Source organism: Streptomyces sp. NPDC101151 (assembly GCF_044768335.1).
In the GTDB taxonomy this organism is placed as follows: domain Bacteria; phylum Actinomycetota; class Actinomycetes; order Streptomycetales; family Streptomycetaceae; genus Streptomyces.
On record NZ_JBIWPP010000015.1, the window covers coordinates 87,812 to 108,168 of the forward strand.

At 69.0% G+C, this 20,357-nt stretch carries 18 protein-coding genes and 1 pseudogene; 12 read left to right on the forward strand and 7 right to left on the reverse strand.

Annotated elements, in window-relative coordinates; translation table 11 throughout:
* Together ACIRU3_RS26085 and ACIRU3_RS26090 are read right to left on the reverse strand one after the other, a co-directional pair.
* Complete coding sequence (locus tag ACIRU3_RS26085) at positions 1-4,518, reverse strand: AAA family ATPase (RefSeq protein ID WP_404060647.1); 4,518 nt, start codon at positions 4,516-4,518, stop codon at positions 1-3.
* On the reverse strand, positions 4,515-4,883 hold the full coding sequence (locus ACIRU3_RS26090; protein WP_404060650.1) for a CU044_2847 family protein: 369 nt from the start codon (positions 4,881-4,883) through the stop codon (positions 4,515-4,517). Before ACIRU3_RS26090 ends, ACIRU3_RS26085 begins: the two co-directional genes overlap by 4 nt.
* A 126-nt stretch (positions 4,884-5,009) precedes the next feature.
* Between ACIRU3_RS26090 and ACIRU3_RS26095 the strand changes: the two genes are divergently transcribed.
* A complete protein-coding gene (locus ACIRU3_RS26095; protein WP_404060653.1) occupies positions 5,010-5,870 on the forward strand; it encodes a serine peptidase in 861 nt (286 codons plus the stop codon).
* 651 nt (positions 5,871-6,521) lie between these two features.
* Here the strand turns inward: ACIRU3_RS26095 and ACIRU3_RS26100 are convergent.
* Together ACIRU3_RS26100 and ACIRU3_RS26105 are read right to left on the reverse strand one after the other, a co-directional pair.
* Positions 6,522-7,457, reverse strand: a complete 936-nt coding sequence (locus ACIRU3_RS26100) for a serine hydrolase (RefSeq protein WP_404060656.1) — start codon at positions 7,455-7,457, stop codon at positions 6,522-6,524.
* Complete coding sequence (locus ACIRU3_RS26105; protein ID WP_404060658.1) at positions 7,454-8,455, reverse strand: LysR family transcriptional regulator; 1,002 nt, start codon at positions 8,453-8,455, stop codon at positions 7,454-7,456. The genes ACIRU3_RS26100 and ACIRU3_RS26105 overlap by 4 nt, the downstream gene beginning before the upstream one ends.
* 131 nt (positions 8,456-8,586) lie before the next feature.
* On the opposite strand from ACIRU3_RS26105, the gene bla reads away from it, so the two are divergent.
* The 4 genes and pseudogenes from bla to ACIRU3_RS26125 all read left to right on the forward strand — a co-directional run bounded on the left by bla (position 8,587) and on the right by ACIRU3_RS26125 (position 11,679).
* The gene (gene bla / locus ACIRU3_RS26110) at positions 8,587-9,507 is read left to right on the forward strand and encodes a class A beta-lactamase (protein ID WP_404060661.1); all 921 of its coding nucleotides are present in this window, start codon (positions 8,587-8,589) and stop codon (positions 9,505-9,507) included.
* Between the two features lie 384 nt (positions 9,508-9,891).
* The gene (locus ACIRU3_RS26115) at positions 9,892-10,158 is read left to right on the forward strand and encodes a hypothetical protein (protein ID WP_404060800.1); all 267 of its coding nucleotides are present in this window, start codon (positions 9,892-9,894) and stop codon (positions 10,156-10,158) included.
* Positions 10,159-10,287: 129 nt separating this feature from the next.
* A pseudogene (locus ACIRU3_RS26120) lies at positions 10,288-10,880 on the forward strand (dienelactone hydrolase family protein).
* A gap of 235 nt (positions 10,881-11,115) precedes the next feature.
* A complete protein-coding gene (locus tag ACIRU3_RS26125) occupies positions 11,116-11,679 on the forward strand; it encodes a dihydrofolate reductase family protein (RefSeq protein ID WP_404060663.1) in 564 nt (187 codons plus the stop codon).
* Positions 11,680-11,893: 214 nt separating this feature from the next.
* Here ACIRU3_RS26125 and ACIRU3_RS26130 read toward each other — a convergent pair whose 3' ends face one another.
* On the reverse strand, positions 11,894-12,949 hold the full coding sequence (locus ACIRU3_RS26130; RefSeq protein ID WP_404060665.1) for a hypothetical protein: 1,056 nt from the start codon (positions 12,947-12,949) through the stop codon (positions 11,894-11,896).
* A 397-nt stretch (positions 12,950-13,346) separates the two neighbouring features.
* Between ACIRU3_RS26130 and ACIRU3_RS26135 the strand changes: the two genes are divergently transcribed.
* The 4 genes from ACIRU3_RS26135 to ACIRU3_RS26150 all read left to right on the forward strand — a co-directional run bounded on the left by ACIRU3_RS26135 (position 13,347) and on the right by ACIRU3_RS26150 (position 15,844).
* Positions 13,347-13,553: a hypothetical protein gene (locus ACIRU3_RS26135; protein WP_404060666.1), complete on the forward strand. Its 207-nt coding sequence runs from the start codon at positions 13,347-13,349 to the stop codon at positions 13,551-13,553.
* A 9-nt stretch (positions 13,554-13,562) separates the two neighbouring features.
* A complete protein-coding gene (locus ACIRU3_RS26140) occupies positions 13,563-14,996 on the forward strand; it encodes a sugar porter family MFS transporter (RefSeq protein WP_404060668.1) in 1,434 nt (477 codons plus the stop codon).
* 296 nt (positions 14,997-15,292) lie between these two features.
* Positions 15,293-15,640: a hypothetical protein gene (locus ACIRU3_RS26145; RefSeq protein ID WP_404060671.1), complete on the forward strand. Its 348-nt coding sequence runs from the start codon at positions 15,293-15,295 to the stop codon at positions 15,638-15,640.
* A gap of 78 nt (positions 15,641-15,718) precedes the next feature.
* Entirely contained in the window at positions 15,719-15,844 is a 126-nt protein-coding gene (locus ACIRU3_RS26150) for a hypothetical protein (protein WP_404060673.1), read from the forward strand.
* Positions 15,845-15,935: 91 nt separating this feature from the next.
* Here the strand turns inward: ACIRU3_RS26150 and ACIRU3_RS26155 are convergent, their stop codons facing one another.
* Positions 15,936-16,577, reverse strand: coding sequence for a BlaI/MecI/CopY family transcriptional regulator (locus tag ACIRU3_RS26155; protein WP_404060676.1), 642 nt, complete (start codon positions 16,575-16,577; stop codon positions 15,936-15,938).
* A gap of 548 nt (positions 16,578-17,125) precedes the next feature.
* Between ACIRU3_RS26155 and ACIRU3_RS26160 the strand changes: the two genes are divergently transcribed.
* Positions 17,126-17,803 carry a thiamine pyrophosphate-dependent enzyme gene (locus ACIRU3_RS26160; protein ID WP_404060678.1) on the forward strand — a complete coding sequence of 226 codons (678 nt, stop codon included), beginning with the start codon at positions 17,126-17,128 and terminating at the stop codon, positions 17,801-17,803.
* Here the strand turns inward: ACIRU3_RS26160 and ACIRU3_RS26165 are convergent.
* A complete protein-coding gene (locus ACIRU3_RS26165) occupies positions 17,782-17,919 on the reverse strand; it encodes a hypothetical protein (RefSeq protein WP_404060807.1) in 138 nt (45 codons plus the stop codon). The two genes, ACIRU3_RS26160 and ACIRU3_RS26165, sit on opposite strands and share 22 nt — an antisense overlap.
* A 175-nt stretch (positions 17,920-18,094) precedes the next feature.
* Between ACIRU3_RS26165 and ACIRU3_RS26170 the strand changes: the two genes are divergently transcribed.
* Together ACIRU3_RS26170 and tal are read left to right on the forward strand one after the other, a co-directional pair.
* Complete coding sequence (locus ACIRU3_RS26170; RefSeq protein WP_404060681.1) at positions 18,095-18,496, forward strand: hypothetical protein; 402 nt, start codon at positions 18,095-18,097, stop codon at positions 18,494-18,496.
* Between the two features lie 436 nt (positions 18,497-18,932).
* The gene (tal, locus tag ACIRU3_RS26175; protein WP_404060683.1) at positions 18,933-20,168 is read left to right on the forward strand and encodes a transaldolase; all 1,236 of its coding nucleotides are present in this window, start codon (positions 18,933-18,935) and stop codon (positions 20,166-20,168) included.
* Positions 20,169-20,357: the final 189 nt, after the last annotated feature.

A 20,357-nucleotide genomic window follows, 5' to 3' on the forward strand; every position in this document is an offset into this window, starting at 1 on the left:
TCAGTGGTCCGCCCGCCCCAGGACTGCGATGTCCCGCCCGATAGCCACCACGAGGTCGCCGTCGTCGGTGCAGACGAGGTGCGTGGCGACTCTGGGCAAGTGGAAGACCGCCACGGGTTCCCGGTGGGCCGGGTCCCAGGCGCACACCCGCCTGTCCCGGCCCGCGCTGACGACGACCCTGCGACCGTGCAGTCGTCCTGCGGCCAGGGCAGTGACCGCGCCGGAGTGGCCGTTCAGCGGAGCGCCCAACGGCTCCCCGGCCGTCGCGTCCCACAACCGCACCGTACGGTCGGTGCTCGCGGACACTGCCAGAAGGCGATCGTCTGCGGGCAGGAGGAGCACGCTTCCCACCGCGCCTGTGTGGCCGGAGAGAGTGTTCAGGAGCAGAGGGCGTCCGGGTTCGGTGACGTCCCAGATCGTCATGCGGCGGTCGTCCCCGCCCGCGGCGACGAAGGTACGGCCGAGCATGCTCGTGACAGCGACTGCCTGGACCGCAGCCGAGTGCTGGGCGAGGGGCTCACCGATCGCGCGTGCAGCCGACAGGTCCCACAGCCGCACGGTGGAGTCGCTGCCCCCGGTGACGGCCACCGGTGTGCTGCCGACCCGTCCGGCGGCGATCGCATGTACCCACCCTCTGTGACCGGCCAGGGGCGACAGCAGCGCCTGACGGGTGCTGATGTCCCACAGCCGGGCTCTGCCGTCGGCGCCCGCCGTCAGGACAGCCGCCTGGTCGTCGACCTGGGCCGGAGCGCAGACTGTGATCAGTCCGTGGTCCGTGTCGAGTCGGCCGCGCTCGCCGCCGTCCTCGATCGCGCGCAGCCAGAGGGTCGCACGAGAGGCGCTCGCCACGATCGTGCCGCTGCCGCGCTCCACCAGTGCCAGCGCGCCGACCTCCTGCGGATGACCGGGAAGCGGACGGGAGTGCTGCGCCCCGGACAGCCGCCACAAACGCACCGTGCCGTCGCGACCACCGCTCCCGACGACAAGCCGTTCGCCGGCTTGTCCCACGCAGACGCTGTCGACTCGCGTTTCGTGCCCCGGCAGGCTGCGGGACCGACCGGATCCCCAACCGATCCGGTGCACCGTGACGTCGTCGCCGGTGGCCTTGACGACTGTCGGCGCATCCGAGGTCGGAGTCACCGCCGAGATGGATTCGGACGGAGCGCGTCGGCCGATCCCCTGCTGCCGCAGGGTCAGTAGGGACCGGCCCTCGGCGACGTCCCAGATCTGAACGGTGCCGTCCAGATGGGTGGTGGCGATCGCGGGGCGGCCGTTGAAAGCGGTGGAGGCCACGGCAGCCGCCTGGGTGTGTCCGGGCGGCGCGTTGCGGTAGGGGCCGCCTCGCTCCAGGTCCCACCAACGCCATGTGAAGCCCGGTTGGACGGCGACGGCGAGCAGGCCCTCCGGGCGCCCGTCCGGACCGGTGAGCGTCACCAGGGCCAGGGATCTGATGCTCCGTCCGGTGCGGCGCAACACGATCACGGGCTGCGCCGGCCGCGCCGGGTCCCACACCCTGATGGTGCCGTCGGCACCCGCGGACGCGAGGACGTGACGCTGCTGCCATGTGGCCACCGCCAGCGTTGTCACCGGGCCGCGATGACCGGCGAGCAGGGCCACCTGGCGGCCCGTCTCGGGGTGCCACAACCGGACGGTCGCGTCGTTGCCCGCGCTCGCCAGCAGGGGCCCGCTGACGGTGTCCACCAGAGCCAGGGCCCGCACGGTGCCGTCGTGTCCCCGCATCGGCTTGCCTCGCAGCCGGCCGTCGGCCACATCCCAGGCTCTGACCGTGTGGTCTGCGGAGCCGCTGAACAGGACATGCCGTCGGGCCACTTCGGCCAGGCACACCGCCGTGACACGGTCGGCGTGTCCGGTCAGTGTGCCGATGAGGGCCTCGCTGACGTGGGAGCCGGTCGCCCACAGCGGAATCCAGGTGACCTCTCCTGTTCCCCCGCCCAGGGCCAGTGCCCGGCCGAGCCGGGGCTGGTTGAACCGGGCGGCGTCCAGCGCAAGTGTCTCCCGGCGTGCCGAGAAATCGCGGGCGTCGCCACGCTGCGGTGAGGCCCGGAACACCGCGGCCGCCACGCAGGCTTCGGGAGAGGTGGCCAGGTCGAGTACCTCTGCGATGGCTGCCGGGTCGGCGCGCACCAGGAACTCGGGGTCGGCGAGCAGCTCGTCGACGCGTCCCGCGTCGGCGGCGTGGCCGGCGACGTGGCGCAGTAGGTAGGGGTGGGCCAGATCCCAGCGGAGCCGTCCGTCCGCAGCGCGCACGGTGGACAGGAGGGCGTCCAGTACCGGGGCGGGCGCACCTCGTCCGCCGAGGAAGGTGACCAGTTCGTGGTGGTAGAGCCGGTGGAGCCTGGTGCCGTCCTCGTCGATGGAGTGGCGCAGGTAGAACTCGAGGTCGGTGAGCAGGGTCCGTGTGTCCGGCAGGTCCAGCGGATCGGCGTTCTTGGGACCGAGCGCGGCGGCGAGGGCGGGTATGAGGTCCAGCGGAAGGCCCGGTCCCTTCGCATGGGCGAGAGCGGTGAGCACCGGACGGGCCCAAGGCGTGCCGATCCGGCGCAGATGCATATCCAGCATGTCCGGCAGGGTGGTGGGGACCTCGCGAAGCGTCTGGTCCAGAGTCGGCAGGGTGACCGCGTCGGTGGACGTGAGCAGGTGGTGGAGATAGACGCCTGCGAGCAGGAACGGACCGGGCACGGAGGCTGCGCCCGGCATCGACATGGACGAACCTGGTGAGGGCAGATCTGCTACGACGGACGAGGCAGGTCCTGGTGACGGATCGGGCGCCGACGGACCCCGTGCGACGGCTGTCCTGGGGTTCGGGATGGGGGCCAGAGCCGACGCGACGCCGTAACTCAGCGCTTCCCGAACCGTTTTGTGCGTCGACTGGTTGTACCGGGCGGACGACGCCAGGCATCGCCGGATGTAGTGGGCCAGGTCTGCGCGCGTGACATCGGCGGGGATGTCGTCCAGGTCGGTGAGCCCGCCGGCTGCGGCTGCCTCGGCGAGGAGAGCACGCAGTTCGCTCTCCTGGCGGGTTCCGATCAGAAGTCGGCAGGCCGCACGCGGTCGTGTCGCGGAGGCTCTCAGCAGCGGTCCGATCAGCGTCTCCAGCACCTCGCCGGGCGCTGCGGCCTCGTCCAGGGCGTCGATGACGACAGTTGCGGTGGGATCTCCGCAGGCGGCACGGTCTTCGAGGGCGGTGGCCAGTGCGACCGCCGTGAGAGGGGCCGTCGCCGCTCCGGGGGAGGGTGGCCCGGCCACGCCGAGCTGACGGGCGAGCGAGTTCAGCAGCTCCTGTACCGTACGGCCGCGGGCGTGCACCGCGCCGAACGTGAACTGCTGCGCCACGCCCGGAAGCGGTACGTCCGTCAGCAGCTCGAACGTGACGTCTGCGAGTTCCGGGTGCGCGGCGCACACCAGCATGCCGACAAGGGCCGACTTGCCCGCCCCCGGCCGTCCGGTGACCACGCGCAGGCGCGGACTCCCGGGACTGTCGGGATCGTCCAACCAGCCGCTCAGCAGCGATAGTTGTTCCTCGCGTCCGCTGAACAGGCAGCGGCCGACAGTCGCCGGGGAGGCAGGGTTCGCGAACGCCCGGCCGACGAAGTGCTTGCCGTCCAGGACCGGGTCGAGTTCTTCGAGGAAGCCACGGAGCAGTTCCTCGACCTGTGCGCGGAACTGGTCGCCGTGGCCGCGTGCGTGCAGCGGGTTGCGGAAGAGGTGGACCTGTGGCTCCTCGCCGAGGGCGAGCGGCGTCGCGTCGACCTCCTGGGGTATGCCGTCCTCTCGCACCCGGCGCAGTTCGAGTTCGCGCCGGATCTCCTGGGCCACGAGTCGCAGGGGAACGAACGCCACGGCCGGGTCGGTTCCGAGTCCGTCCTGCGCGAGCCTGCCCAGGACGGTCGACACGGCCGCGCTGAAGCGGCCCTCGAACGCCTTCTGCCATGGCGCCGCGGCGGCCAGTACCCACACCTTGCGGTTCTTCGCCCGTAGCCGTCTCCGCCAGGCTTGCCACTGCCAGTCGACCGCCGTACCGGCGAAGCACACATCCAGCAGCACGAGGGCCGAGGTGATCTGCGCGAATTCCTCCAACTGGTCGAGGAACCCGGGCACATACAGGCCGGGCTGCCCGGGGCTGTCGTGGGTGGCGATGAAGAGGCCGCCCTGCTGGGTTGCCCGGCCGTGACTGAGCAGGTGGACAACGAGACCGGGGGCCGGTCCGGCGTCCGCGGCGGCTGTTGCGGTGGCGGAGACACAGTGGTCCAACGCCTCCTGAAGAGCGGGAAGCGTTACGTTCTCCAGGGCGTCGCCACCGTGCACGGCACAGCCGGCGGCGGTCAGGGAGGCTGCGACAGCTCTGGCGCGCTGCCCGGCGAAGGCGAGGGGCGGGAAGGTGTCCGACTCGTCGAGCGGTCCCTCGTCGGGCTCCTCGCCCCGCTCGGAGCGCGGTGCGAACTGTCCGATGCCGACGACCACGGCGTGGGCGCTGGGCCGGTGTTCCCCGGACGTCATGGCCCCGCTGGTGGGCGGGGCGCCGAGGGCCCTTCATCGCTGTCCCTGGACCGCCAGACCAGCCGAATCGCGAAGTTCCCCTCGCTGCTCTGATCTGCGATGACGGCCCCCGCATCCGCGGTCATGCGGACGCCGAAGCAGACTTCCACCTCGTCCGGCCGGGGTTCGACCCTGGTCATCGGACGCAGCAAGACGTTGGCGGCGCGGCGGATCTGGTCCATCGCGTCGTCCAGGGTCCTCACCGCGTCGACCGCCCGTCGGCCGAAGCCGACGTCCGTGTAGTCCCTGTCCCCAGAACGGTCGACCTCCACGGAGACGACCGTGCCGTCTTCGAGAAGAAACCGTGTCAGGTCCTGATCCCTCATGTCAGTCCTGTCCTGTTTCTCCAGATCTGCTCTGGAAGGGCCTTCCCACCTGTACGCTACGCCGCGTGATGAACTCGGTACGAATCCGGATCATCTTATGCGCGCAAGCTGCAAGTTGGGGGAATCATGCGGCAACTCGTGGGTGTGCACGGGGTGGGCAATTTCCGGGCCGGTGAAACGGCCGCGGATGCGGCGGAGCGCCTGACCAAGGCGTGGCGTACATATCTGGCGCGCGGTGCGCTGGACCAGCGAGTGGACGAGTTCGAGGTATCGGTGGCGTACTACGCCGGTCACCTCGCTCCCAAGGGCGCCCAGGGAACGGACGACGTGCCCCTGGAACACCTCGATCCGGCCGTCGAGGAACTGGTGCGAGCCTGGATCGACGAGTTCGACCTTCCCGACGAGCAGGCGCAGGGACTCGGCACCTGGCCCCTGCGCCAGGCGATCGGCTGGATCGCCGAGCGGCGGCGGCTGGCTCCGGACCTGGTGGAGAAGTTCGTCTCGCGATTCTTCCCCGAGGTGGCCGCCTACCTGCCGCCGGCCGAGGCGGCATCAAAGGCGCGCAATGCCGCGCGGGCGGCGGTCGAGCAAGAGATCCGAGAGCGTCGTCCGCACGTGGTCGTCGCGCACTCCCTCGGCTCCGTCGTAGCCTACGAGGCTCTGTGGGCGCAGCCCGACATCGAGATCGATCTGCTGGTCACGCTGGGGTCGCCGCTGGCTCTGCCGCATGCCGTCTTCCCGCGGCTGGCGCCGCCGGCCAGGGACGAGCTCGGACAGAAGCCCCCCAGCGTGCGTCGCTGGGTGAACATCGCCGACCCGGGCGACCTCGTGGCCATCCCGGCCGGCGGGATATCTCGCCGATTCCGCCTCGTCGACCTCGACGTCGGTGACGCCATCCACGCCTTCGACTTCCATCTGGCCGCAAACTACCTGGCCTGCAGGAAACTCGCCGACGTGCTCGCGGAATCCCTGTCCGACGGCACGTAGCAGGCACGGCAGCGGGCGTCCGGGGCAGTCGGCGCCGAGTGCGGGCCGGCCCGCTGTCACCTGCCCGCACTGGACGCACGGTGGGCCGTGGGCGTACTGCGAGCAGACAGGCGTGCGGTGGGCGACGTCCTCCGGCCTCGTCGAACCCGGCGCGAGGCCGGCGCCGGTGAGCAACATGTGTGCCCCGTTGTGGTGTCCAGCACTGGCTGCTCACGTCGGAATCCCGGACGCGCCGGGTGTTCGTGGGCATCGCCCTGCGTGAGCTGGAGATCGGGGACTTCGGTCTGGGTGTCACCTACGCGTGCATGGGGCTCGGCGCGGTGCGCGGCGGAGCGCTCTCCGGGCCGGTCGCCAGAAGACTTGAGGTCGGCGCCACCCTGATCGCCTTCCGTCTGCTCACCGCTGTCGGGCGGCTGCCCCTGGACCTCGCCGAGCGTGGGCCGTGTGTCCTTCCGGCCGTGTCCCTGGGCTTCTTCGTCGTGTCGCCGGCCATCGTCGCTCGCCTTCTCCCGCACCCCGGAAGCCCGTACCACCGCCCAGTTCGAACCCTTGGCCGCAGCCTGAGTCATCGCGAAGCAGTCATCGCGAAGCAGGCACCACGGAGCCGCGGGGGTCCGAAAAGGCGCTCGGAACCCCTCCGGGCGTGCCGCCTCAGCAGCGCAGCGCCTCGAACGCCTGGCGTGCGCCGATCCCGATCGCGAGATCGATGTCGGGCGCGAGGCCGGCCCGGCGGTCGGAGCGGGTGAGCGCGGCGACGGCCACCCGGTCGCCGGACTCGGCCTCGACCACACCGATCTCGTGCCGCAGGTGGAGGAAGGTCCCCGTCTTGCCGCTCAACCGCAGTGTGTCCGCCCGCAGTTCGCTCGCCAGCCGCTGGGTGAAGACCTGAAGGCCCATCAATCGGCGCAGTTCGGCCGTCGCCCGGGGACGGGCGATCTCGTCTGCCCACACCCGCTGCAGGAGGTCCACGAGTGCCGAAGGCGAGCCGAGGTTGGCGTGGGCCGGATCGAGGGTCTCGATGGTGTGCCGTCCGGCACGCTCGTCGCGGACGGCCAGTTCCAGGGCGAGGGAGAAGTCGTTGCCGGCGGCTCCTGCCGCGCACTCGTACATGTGGTTCATCCGGTGCCGTACCCGTATCCCGCCGCACCCCCACGCAGCAAGGCGGGCGTCGACGTCCGCCACCGGCACCAGGTCGAACAGCGCGTCGGCGGCGGCGTTGTCGCTCACCGAGAGCATCAGCATGAGAAGGTCGCCCACGGCCACGGTGGCCGGGTGCCGGAACGCCGCGAGACCGGTGGGACCGACGCTGCTCTCGGCAGGGTCGACCGTCACCGGGAGCGCCGGATCGAGTTCCCCGGCGGCGATCCGGTCCAGCACGACCAGGGCGAGCGGGACCTTCACCACCGAGGCGAGAGGCACCGACTCGTCTACGTCGAAGCCGAGTTGCTCGCCCGAGTCGAGATGGCGGGCGAGGAACGAGCCGCGCACGCCAAGGGCCGCCCAGTCCGCCGCGACTGCCTCGGCGACATCGAGAAGCGCGCCGTCCCCGGCCACACAGGCCGGGCGGTACACCGGTTCCGGGCTCATCCGCGTGCCGCCAGTCGCGACGGGGCGTCCGTACCCGCGGACCCGGACCGCATCGAGTCCGGTACGGCGGTCGCGGCGCCGGCAGCTGCCGTGAGCAGCGGGGCGAGCCAGTCGGGAACGGCCATTGCCTCCCGCTGACTCTGTGTCCCCTGAATGTCGTACCCCCGGTGCAGTGCGGCATCGGCCAGCGGCGCCCAACTCGCCCCGCCCTGTCGTGCGAACGGTTCGGCGCACAGCAGCACCGCCCCGCCGGCCAGGGTCTCGGCCAGGGCGGTGGCGGCCGGTCCGGCCGGGCGTACCAGGTCCTCCGGCAGCCCGGCGCGGGCGGCGGCACGGACCAGCCTGTCACGCGCGTACGGCACTTCGTCCTCCGTCAGGGTCAGAACGGGCAGCACCGTGGGCGGTCCACCGGCCCTGCCATGTCTGCGGCGTGGCCGCAGGTCCTCCAGATGGATCGCACGGGGCCGGTGTCCCGTCGCTCCGGTGGGCGCCGGCCCAGATGCGTCCGGCGGTGCGGCCGACGCCAGGCCGAGGGGTACACGGATCCCGGCATGCTCAGGGGGGACGCGTACGAGCGCGTAGGCCAGCGAGCCGTCGGCGAGCCCGGCGACCCGCTCCTCCGGCGCCAGTTCGCGCATGCCGAGCGTGATCCCGCGTTCGGTGCCCGCGCGAATGACGCGCGCCAGCGCCGCGGGGGCACAGCCCGTGGGCACCCCAACGGCACGCACCTGCGCCTGGCGGGCCGACCGGGCGACCTGCCCGAGCCGCTGGGCCCGGTCCAGCACGTCCTGCGCGTAGGGAAGCAGGAGGAGGCCCAGCTCCGTCGTCGTGACCTGCCGCCGTGACCGGTCGAACAACAGGCCGCCGAAGTGAGCCTCCAGCATCTTGATACGGCGGCTGAGGAGCGGCTGGGCGATGCCGAGCCGGTCGGCAGCGCGCGAGAAGCTCGCCTCGTCGACGGTCGCGACGTACGCCTCCAGGTGTGCGAGCAGATCCATCCAGCAGTCATATCAATAAGTTATGAGGCGTTCAAAGTTCACTCTTGGACATGAGTCGAGTCCTCCTGTTTCGCTGGTCCCCGTCGAAGATCCACCAAACCGACGACGGACGACCTGGGAGAACTCTGCACATGACCAGTGCCAACTCACTGCCGCGCCGCCGACTGTTCAAGGCCGGTCTTGCCCTCACCACCGCCGCGGTGGTCACGCCTGCCGTGGCGGCGCCGACCGCGTCCGCGGCCCCGGGCGCCGAACCGGACGATCCGCACACCGAACTGAGCGCACTGGAGCAGCGCTACGGCGCGCGTCTCGGCGTGTACGCCCACAACCTGCGCACCGGCCGGACCGTGGCGTACCGCGCGGGGGAGCGGTTCGCGATGTGCTCGACGTTCAAGGCGTTCGCCGCCGCGGCCGTACTGCGCGACCACGGTGGGTGCGCGCCGCTGGACCAGGTGATCCACTACCCGCCGCGGGACATCCTGCCGAACTCCTCGAAGACCGAGGAGCACCTCGCCACCGGCATGTCGGTGGGCGACCTGTGCGCGGCCGCGATCCAGTACAGCGACAACGCGGCCGGCAACCTCCTGCTGCGCCAGATCGGCGGACCTGACGGCCTCACCCGGTTCTTCCGGTCGCTCGGCGACCGGGTGAGCCGGCTCGACCGCTGGGAGACCGACCTGAACACCGCCGTCCCCGGCGACCTGCGCGACACCACCACACCGGAAGCCATCGGGCGGAGCTTCGAGCGGCTGACAGTGGGCCGGGCCCTGGAGGCCGCCGACCGAGAGCAACTCGTCGCCTGGCTCAAGGGCAACACCACCAGCACCGAACGCTTCGGCGCAGGACTGCCGCCGGGCTGGGTCCTCGGTGACAAGACGGGAACCGGTGACTACGCCACCGCCAACGACATCGGCGTCGCGTGGACGACCCGGAACACACCCCTCGTGCTGGCCGTGCTGTCCACGAAGACCGCCCAGGAGGCGCCCGTGGACAACACATTGATCGCCGACACGGCCCGCGTCCTCGCCCGCACTCTGGCCCCCGGCGAGTAGGGCCCCGCGTTCATGTGACGGAGTAGCGATCAACGGCAATGTCGTAGCCCCTGGCCCGACTCGCACGGGCGTAGGGCTTGCTCTCGGACAAGGCCCACGGTGTCCAGCAGCCGGCGAGGTTGCCGGAGGTCACGAGAACCACGGTCGGCCGGCCGGTCTCATCCGAGGCCGCCGGCACCCACTCCCACCACATTGCGGAGTCCGGTCCGGAAGCAGTGGCTCGGTCCGCGACCACTGCACATCAGTCGACGACCTGACCGGCCCGACGCCCCGCTGATCTGAACAGGTCTGCCTCGGGGCAGGATGGGCGGTGTGCTGCCTCCCCGACTGACGTGGTGTGACCCCCGGCCCATCCCCCGGTTGAACCGGCAGGAGCCGGTGACCATGATTGTTCGCGATCCCACCTTCCACGAACCGACTGAAGAGGATGACTGCTGGAGGTTCGGATACTTCTGTCGGTCGCATGGCCGCCATTACCTGCACGAGTCCTGCGGGGAAGGGCCGCATCTCGTCGCGCTGCACTGCGAAAAGCACGGGCCGGAGAACATGTGGCCGCAGCCGAACATGCTGATGTTCCCCGCAGGGTTCGATCCCCTGCTGAGCGACGCGCAGTTGGCCTGGACAAAGGCAGAGTGGGACGTCGTCGACTAGGCAAGACCCGAAAGAGACCGTCTGATACGCCGTGTTTGCGGGCGGTGGGTGGCCTTCTCCGCCTTTCGCCTTCTGGCGTATGTATCGACCGGGTCGAAGGCCAGGGGCCCAGAGCTGAACGACTTCGGCATGGCCGGGCACGGCTACTACGTGCTCGTCCCCAACCTCTACACCGGCACGGCCCGGCAACGGTGATCGAACTTCCCGAGTACATCGGAAACGAGATCCGGCCCGTGATCACCGATCGGCTGATACCCCTTCATCGAGACGCACACCACCGAACGCGTCGTGCGCGACGCCGACGCGTACCTCAGGTTCCTCACCACCCAGCCCGAGGTCTGCGCCGGACCCGTCGCCGCGATCGGCTACTGCATGGGTGCCCCCTTGGCGATGCGCACCGTGGTGGCCCCCCCCGACCTGGTTGCCGCCGTCGCCGGATTCCACCCCTGGTAACCGACACGCCGGACAGCCCGCATCGCCTCGTCTCCGAGCTCACCGCCGAAGTCCACCTCGGCTTCTCCGAGAACGACATGGCGCCCGAGGCCATCAGCGCGCTCAACCATGCTCTGGATGCCGCAGGTGTCGTCCACACCACCGAGGTCTACCCCGGCACCGTCCACGGCTCCGCCATGTCCGACACCTACGCCGTCAACCCCTCCGGGCTGAAGTGTCACTGGGACCGTCCGCTTGCCCTCCTCGACCGCACCCTGGTCAACAGCTGAGGCTCCCGCCTGGAAACCAAACCTGAAGTGCACGGCTCCGGAGTCCTTGGCACGTACGCCGTGCCGTCAAGCAAGATGATCGGAAGGGCGCAGGGCGCAGGGCGCAGGGCGCAAGGAGGATTTCTCGACGAAATGATCTCGTGAGATGACTCGGCCCAGGGGATCCCGCGAGCCGCGATGAACCTCCGGCGTCCGGCGGTCCTACGGTCGAACCCGTCACCGAGGAGGACTTCTGATGCGCAGCGTGACCTATTCGATGGGCGTCTCGCTCGACGGTTACATCGTCGGTCCGGACGGCGGCTTCGACTGGACGGCGCCCGACGAGGAGGTCTTTCGCTTCGTCACCGACGAGATTCGAGAGGTCGGCGTCCACCTGCTGGGACGACGGCTGTACGAGACGATGCTGTACTGGGAGACCGCCGACCAGGATCCATCGCTCGACGACTCAATGCTTGAGTGGGCCGCGATCTGGAAGCCGCTTCCCAAGGTGGTGTTCTCCACGACGCTGTCGGCGGTGCAGGGCAATGCGCGCCTGGCCTCGGGCGGGCCGGCGAAGGAGATCGAGGGGTTGCGAGCCGAGCCGGGGGAGGGTGACATCGCGATCGGCGGCGCGACTCTCGCCGCTGAGGCAGCCGCGTCGGGTCTGATCGACGAGTACCGGGCCAGGGTCTATCCGGTGCTGGTCGGCGGTGGCATTCCGTTCTTTCCCCAGCGCGAGCGCCGGGTGGACCTCGAACTCGTCGAGACCCGCACCTTCAGCTCGAGAGTCGTCTACCTCCGCTACCGCGTGGCGCGCTAGCCGACTCGTCCGCCGAGACCTGGGGGGCGAGGCGACGGACATGATCTTGTGGTGAAACCTGTACCACCAGGGGCTTCACGCCTGCCGACAGTCGGGGACCAAGCGCCGAGTCGAACCGCACGACTCCGCAGAGATCGTCTCGCTGAGAAAACCTCGATGTGCAAGGTGTCCAGGCTGGTTCGGCGTGTGAGGCAGCGGCACGGTGGACGACGTTCTATCTAATCGCGAAACCAATGGTGACAGCATTTGCGATCAGATAGACGATTGTTGTCGATAGGGCCACAAACCTGTTTGTCCGGCGCACCGAGGGGCTTTTTTTGGGGTCGGCCCAGCTCCAGACGATGTAGGTGGTACATCCCACCGCGACCAGTGTATAGAGCAGGGTGGCCAAATGGATTTGATCGATCAAGGTTACTCCGAAGAGGATTCCTGACAGGGCCGAAGAGCGCATGCTGACCACTACGCTGAAGAGGGAGGCGCCAAGAACTCCATACCGTGCTCCCATGACGGAAAGAAGCTCCTTCGACCAGATCCAGTAAGAGATGAAAGAGATGAGGAACGCAACATAAGCGGGCCATGCCTCTCTGATGAAGCCGGCCACATCGTCCCTGTCGAGCTTGAAATCGATGACAAATTGACTGTACTGACTGTTCTGCCCGTGGGTGATCCTCGGATCCCCGAAGGAAGTCTGATAGGTGTGCGTCACCACCTGTACGCCAAAGTCCCTGATCTTGAACCCGCCGAGACTGATTCCGTGGTCATATCCGGAGTTCGCGGTGTCGGCCACGTAGGTAAACTGGGAAGCGTTGAGTTCGGAATCTTCCACCTGAATTTGAACATCTTGCCTGTCGAACGGGTACTCGCTCAGATCGAATTTCTGTCGGAAGGTGCCTGACACCTTCACTTGGGACCAGTATTGGCTGCCGACTCTCTCCACGGATCTATCGCTTTGGCTCACCTGCGTGGCGTTGATGAATTCAAGGCGCCGGGTGGCGTCGAGATCGGCGCTCGGGCAGACGCTCCAAAGCCAGAAATCCGCATTGATGGTCCGTGGTGAAACGTCCAGTCCATAGATGTCTGTGATGTATGCTCCGATGCGGCAGGTAGGCGCAGCCGTTGCCGGAGGGGCCAACACCTCCAAGGTGGCCATAACCATCATGGTATACACCAGAAGGGTGATGGACTTCCGACGCATCCAGCTTCCTGACTTGCCTGTTCGGATTCCGGCAGGAGAGCGGTGGTCGGGATATGGGCAGTCAGGCTTTGCCATGGTCCCAAAGTATCGGAGCGAGCCGAGGCTGTTTCGGGATGACACACCCTCACGGTTCCCCCTGCGGCCGTTGACGTTCCGCCATGTGGTGTAACGGAACTTGGCTGGCAAGCCCACGGCTATTGTTTCCCTGCTGCAGTGATTGCCGGTGACTGTGCCCTGGATTTGGGCAGGCCCTGGCACCCCTCCCGTCTCACCTGAGAGCATCCCGGTGTTTTCACCGCGCGGAATCTGAAGGGAAGCCTCGGTGGACGGGCCGCGGCCGAGTAAAACCGTTGGCCGGTCGGATGGCCCGCTGTACGGCGTCCAACGCGTCCACCAGTCGGGGGACTGCGGGATCTGCCAGAACGAAGACGATGGAGCCGACGGCGACGCACAACCCAACGGAGCACTTCCCATGACCACCCTGGCTGAGTACGACGTCCGTCTGGATGTGCGTCCGTACGCCGGCAGTCACATCCAGATCCGGCCGGAGATCGCGCGGCTGCCGCACGAGTCCGACTGCCGTGGCACGAGCCTCTGCCTGGACGCCGGGCACGTGGCGTACGGCGGCGGTGACCACCTCGGCCCGGCCGGCGTCCGGCGCCGGGCCATCGACCGGTAGGGGCTGGCCATGGACGTCAGGGACCACACGACACAGGTGCCCGCTCAGCAGACGGCCGGCACGGGCGACGCGGCCGCGACGATCTCGCGGCGGCTGCGGATCATCACCCTCATCGCCACCTTCGGCGGACTGCTCTTCGGTTACGACACCGGTGTCATCAATGGTGCCCTGCCCTACATGAGCCGGGACCTCGGTCTGACGCCGGTCACCGAGGGCATGGTCACCAGTTCGCTCCTGCTCGGTGCCGCGCTCGGCGCGGTCGTCGGCGGCCGGCTGTCCGACTCCCGCGGCCGGCGCCGTACGATCCTCGCCCTCGCTGTGCTGTTCTTCGTCGGTGCGCTCGGCGCCACCCTCGCTCCGACCACCGCGGTCATGATCGTGGCCCGCTTCGTGCTCGGCCTCGCGGTCGGCGGGGCGTCGGTGACCGTGCCGGTCTACCTCGCGGAGATCTCGCCCGCCGAGCGGCGCGGCGCCCTGGTCACTCGCAACGAACTGATGATCGTCAGCGGGCAGTTGCTCGCCTTCACCTCCAACGCGATCATCGCCCAGGTGGGCGGCGAGTCCGGCGGCATCTGGCGCTGGATGCTGGTCATCGCCACCATCCCGGCCGTGGTGCTCTGGTTCGGCATGCTGGTCATGCCCGAGAGCCCGCGCTGGCTGGCCTCGAAGACCCGCTTCGGCGAAGCCCTCGAGGTGCTGAAGCGGGTACGGACCCAGGCGCGCGCGCAGGCCGAGCTGAGCGAGGTCTCCGCACTCGCCGTCAAGGAGGAGAGGGAAAGACTCGGCGGCTGGCAGGACATGCGGTCCACGCCGTGGCTGCGCAAGCTGATGCTCGTCGGCTTCGGCATCGCGATCGTGCAGCAGATCACCGGCGTCAACACGATCATGTATTACGGCACCCAGATCCTCACCGACGCCGGGTTCACCGCCGACAGCGCTCTGACGGCGAACATCGCCAACGGTGTGATCTCGGTTCTTGCCACCTTCGTCGGTATCTGGCTGCTGAGCCGTGTCAACCGCCGACCCATGCTGATGGCCGGTCAGATCGGCACCACCGTGGCCCTGCTGCTGATCGGTGTCTTCTCCCTGGTGGTGCCCTCGGGCGACGGCCGGGCCTTTGCGGTGCTGGCCATGACCATCACCTTCCTCGCCTTCCAGCAGGGCGCGATCTCCCCGGTGACCTGGCTGATGCTCTCTGAGATCTTCCCCATGCGGATGCGCGGTTTCGGTATGGGTGTGGCGGCCGTGGTGCTGTGGCTGACCAACTTCGCCATCGGGCTGGTCTTCCCCTCCCTCGTCGCCGGGATCGGGATCTCCAACACCTTCTTCCTCTTCGTGGTGGCCGGCGTCTTCTCCCTCGTCTTCGTCAAGCTCAACGTCCCCGAGACCAAGGGCCGCACGCTCGAAACCCTCGAATCCGAACTCCGGGCCCGCTTCTCCTGACCCCGGCCTCCTCGCGTATGGCGTTCGGCGGTCGCGATGCGGCCGAGGGCATGCCGACAGGACAGGCAGACACAGGTCTTCCCACCGGCCGTCAGGGCCCCTCGGAGGGAGGGGTGATGTCGCGTCCTGCACTTCCGGATTCCCTGCAGGGCAGGCCGGCCTCGATGTCGCATGCCAATATCGCATCAGCAGTGCTGAGCGGCGGCTCCGTGAGAAATGGAACCGACCGGCGTACTGCCGCCTGACAGTGGGTGACCGATTCCCGATGATTTACTGGAAGACAGAAGGCGGACCCCGTGCCATTTCTTGACGAATTCTTCCGGATGAACCGGTGTGCATTCGCTGACGCACTTCGCGACGACAAGGCCGGCCGTTACGGTGGATGGACGCCGCTGGACTACCTCGAAACGTTCGTCAACGCGCTTCTGCCCAAGGGGAGTGATGACGAAGTCTGGATGCAGCGCACACTCGACGGAAACTCGGTCGGCGCGTGGATCTTCGATTGGGTGAATGAAGGGACGGATATACAGAAGACTTACAACAGCGGCAATCAGATCAGCTTGGGGGAGCTCAATCGCAATCGGCCATATTGGCTGAATAATTTCCGCGAGTGGCTCCTTGTACATGCGCGTGCCAATGCCTGAGCGTTCCACCAGCGTGCCGATGGCTGGGGTCAAGCGTTGCTGGACTCGGTGCCCGGAACCCTGATGGTGCGAGGTCCGATGGCCGCCCCGGATCCGATGGCCGACCCGGGTGAGGAGCTGCCGGTGCTGTCCTTCGACGGCCCCGGCCGCTACCGGCTACACATCGATGCCCGCGACGGGACACCACGATCGGCCTCGCCCTGAACGAGGTCACGGAGAGTCGTACTCAGCCAACTGTGGCCATGCCGAGAGACTGGCACACACGACCATGTGCACCGCCAAGAGGGTCGGCTTATCAGGCAGTTGCCGACTGGACCTCGTCCGTGGCTGCTGCCGTCGGCTCGTTCGGCTCCGACGGAATGGCGGCGGTGTAGAAGACGGAGTTCCCTTGCTTGGTCCGCTGAACCTGGCTTTTTGCCACCAGGTTTTCGAGGGTGGTGCGCACAACCGTGGTCTTGATGTTGCGGCCGGGGTGCACACGGCCGAGCGCCTCGGCGACTTCCGCCGCGGAACGGGGTTCGCTCTGGTCGGTCAGGTGGCTGTGGATGAGTCCGACCAGCGTGGTTCCCGTCTTCGCCGCAGCCGTTTCCTTGGCGGCGGGCTTCGTGACGGACCGCTTCTTGGCCTTGGGCTGCTCCGCGTTGGCCTTCTTCGCGGGCCGACGAGTGCCTGACGCAGCCGTGGTCTTCTTCCTGGGGGAAGGCACGGTGGGGCTGTCGGCCTTGGCGGGTTCGGTGACCGGGGTTCCGGCGCCGAGTGCCTGTTGCATGCTCACCAGCACGGTGTGGTCATGCTGCAGCGTGTCCAACTGCTGTTGCAGCTCGGTGAGTTCGACCGTGATGCGCTCTTGCTCCTTGACGTTGCGTTCCAGGTCGCCGGCCACCTGGTTGAGATACTGCGAAGTCAACTCGCTGGCGATAACCGTGCCTTCGGACATCGTTCTCTCCTCGGTTCGTGGCTGGGTTCAAGCCCTCGCGTGCCGTTGCGGCGCGTCAGGGAAAGATGTTCCGGCCGCGGAGTGCCCTGGTCTAGCGATGATACGGGTGGGAAGCCCTGCTTCTACTCTGTGAGCAACGTTTTCCCGTGCAATGCTCGTGGCAACGCGACTTGCCACCCTGACGTGAGCGGCCATCGAAGGCGGGCCAGGCACAGCGAGTCCTGCTTCCGGCCCTCGGTCGAGCCCCCGCCTTCGTCACCGGGTCGGTATCCCCAAGGCCGCGGTCCGGCAGACGTCCATGAGCCGTCGGTCGGGAGACCAGAACACCGCCTGGAATTCGTCCGACCCCTGTGCGGAGAAGCCGAATTCGCTCACCCTGCCGCGCAGTTCGTCCAAGGCAGGAGCCCAGATGTTCGGGCCCGGCTGCCCGGCACCGCCGCAATCTGTCCCACGTAGGTGTCCGTGGCCTCCACCGTGCCGGTCGGGCCCACCTGGCGGGACGAACCCGCGGACCGGCGGTCCCCGGCGGTATTCCGCATGCCCAGTACGTGGGGCTCGGCATACCGGGCGTGTCCGTCGACGGTAATGACATCGAGGCCGTCCGCGACTGTGTCGCCTCTGCCGTGGAGCGCGCCCGCACGGGCGAGGGACTCACGCTCGTCGAGGCCGTGACATACCGCAAGACCGACTTCTCCGGGGCCGACCGGGGCGGCTACCGGCCGGGCGGAGGGAGGTGCCGATTTCACCGATCCACTGGAACTCGCGCGGCGGCGGCTGCTCACTGCGGGCACCGCCCCTGCACAGGTCGAGGCCGTGGGGCGGCGGGCCCGCCGGGAGGTGGCGGACGCGGTCGCCTTCGCCCGGTCGAGCCCGTGGCCGGAGCTGGTGGACTTGGGCTGCTGACTTCGGCGATCCGGTGCGATGACCAGGTCGTGGTGTTCGAGGGCAAGCGGTTCCGCCTGCAGCGGCCCCGTCCCCGAAGGCGAACACCTGGCCCCGCTCGGGACGGCCCTCGGCGCAAGCAGGCGGCTGCCATGGTCGACCGGGAGCTCTTCGCGCTGCACTCCTGGACGCAAGGCGCACTCAGTGTTCCGCCCCGTATCCGGGATCTCGCTGCACGGGTCCGGGATCGCCGCAGCGTCCAGCCCTCCTGGCCCTTGCGGCCTGCGGACATGCGTCGGACTGCTACTACCGCCCCAGGGCGCTACCAGATCAGGCACCAGTAGGTGCCGGCCTGCCCGGTGCCCACCGATGTGAGGCCCCTGGGGAGCACTGCCGGATCCGGCTGGCCGACGGCCGCCAGTGAGCAGGCCGGGTCGCCGACCACTCCGGCGGCGGCCATGCGCTGAGCGGCGGCCGTTGCCGCTGGGCTTGTGTACCACCGTGTCGACGCCGGTGACGGCACTGACGGCGCAGCGGGAGATGACGGCGCAGCGGGAGATGACGGCGGCCGTGGTGACGGTGCCGGCGGTGACGTCGGTCGTGGCGATGTCGGCTTCGGCTTCGGTGTGGGGTAGGTGGGCGACGCCGGTGATGCGGCAGCCGAGCGTGTGGACTTCGGTGCCGTCTCCGCCGGCGGCTTGGGTGCCGAGGGCTGCGTCGATGTCGGCTTCGGCCTGGGAGGGGGATACGGGCTGGCCGTCGTCCTGCCAGGCGTCGGCTGGGGCCGACTGCTGGACGGTGTCGGTTGCCGGGAATGGCCCGTCGGCGTCGGCGTGGGAGCCCGGGAACTGCCCGTCGCCGTCGGCGTCGGTGTGGGTTCCGGTGTGCTTGTCGACGTGGACTGTGCCTGGCCCGAGGGCACGGGGTGGGGCGTGCCGTCGTCCGGCGCCACCAACGCCCAGACGCCGATGCCGCCGAGGACGAGCACGGCGGCACCGCCCGCGATCCACGGGGCCCGCCGGGGACGGCGTCGGTGACGGTTCATGCTTCTTACTGTCCGGAAGCCGCCGCGGTGCCGCCACTCGGGTTACCGACCTCGGGTTTTCGAGTGGCGCTGGACAGCGCCTGCCTGCGCGAGGGCCCAACGGGCATCTGCGCCGACGAGCTCGTCACGCTGCGTAAACACGCGCTGCCCACGCGTGGCCGGGATCTGCCGCGTCCGCCCCCACCGGCCGGGGCTGACACCGGCCCGGCAGGGCGGCGCAAGCCGGGCGAGGGCCACGCAGGACGGGCCCGTCGTCCCTTCCTGGACGACGGTCAGTGGACGCGAGCGTCATACGGCGCATCAGCCGATCGCCGCCCGGAACCCACCGGCAAGCGGGCCACGCTGGGACCAGCGATGCACGGCCCCGGCCCTGCACCGCTCGCACCGGCACGATCGGCCCCCGGCTGCCCGCAGTGAAGGAGAGAAGGATGACGGACGTTCTCACCCGGATGCGCCACGAAGGCGTCTCGGTCTGGCTCGACGACACGGGCGCAGGCCCAGGAGGTCGGGGAACGATCGGCCCCGACTCTCTGCGCCCGATGATCGAAGCGGGACACGTGGTGGGAGTCACCTCCCATCCGACGCTCCTCGCCGAAGCGCACCGCCACGAGGCCACCTACCGCGCGCGTCTGCGCGGTCTGACCGCGCGGGAGCGCACGCCGGAGACCGTGGTCAGGTGGGTGGCGGCCGAGGACATCCGGCGCGAATGCGATCTTCTGCTTCCCGTGCACCACCGCACCGCCGGCCGGGACGGGTTCGTCTCGGTCGAACTTGACCCGGCCCACGCCCACGACACCCGAAGCATCGTCAGAGAGGCGCGCCTCGTCCGGTCCCTCATCGACCGCCCCAACGTGCTGGTGCAGATCCCGGCCACTGCCGCGGGGACGCGCGCGCTGACCGTGTGCGTCGGGGAGGGGATCGGCGTCGACGCCACGCTTGTCTTCTCGCCGGACCGGCACCGGCAGGTACTGGAGGCCTACCTCGCTGGTCTGGAGGCCGCGGAAGCCCAGGGCCGAGCGGTCTCGGACATCGTGTCCGTGGCCTCCTTCTCCGTCGACGCGTTCGACTCCGTGGTGGACGCCGAACTGGCAAAGGCAGGGACCCCGGAGGCCAAGGCGTTCGTCGGACGTGCCGGGCTCGCCAACGCACGTCTCGCCTACGAGGTGTTCCAAGACGTGACCGCCTCGTCGCGCTGGCGTCGGCTGGCCCGCAAGGGCGCGCGAACCCAGAGGCTCATGTGGGTGTCCACAGGGGCGTGCCGACCCGATCGCCGGGACACCCTGTACATCGAGGAGCTCATCGCCAGGGACACAGTGAGCACCATGCCTGCGTGCACCCTCGATGCCCTGGCCGGCCACGGCCGGATCGTCGGGGACCGGGTCAGGGGTCACTACGCGGACTCCCGCCGGATCCTCGCCTACCTGCGCTGGTTCGACATCTTCCCGGAGGCGGTGGCACACCAGCTGGAGGAGGAGGGGCTGCGGCGCATGCGGGCATCGTGGCGGGCGACCCTCACCGAGGTGAGGCGGGACATACGGGACAGGTGGGTGCCGGCCGACGAACGTCGCACCGGACCGGCGCCTGCGGTTCCCGCGCAGAACTTGATGAGGTCGTCATCGGCACAGAGTCACTTCCTTGGTCATGCGCGAGTGCGTGGAGAGTGACCGAGAGGTTCGGACCGCGGGCTGCCGTCGAGGGAAGTGCGAATCCAGGCTGCCGTAACCCTGCGGTCCTGCGGCCCTGCGGTCCTGCGGCCCTGCGGCCCTGCAGTACGGGGGAGCGTTCCGATGGGCCGAGGCGACAAGGCCGTCCCCCGGCCGATGGGCCGATCAGCCGATGTGGGTACCGAATCG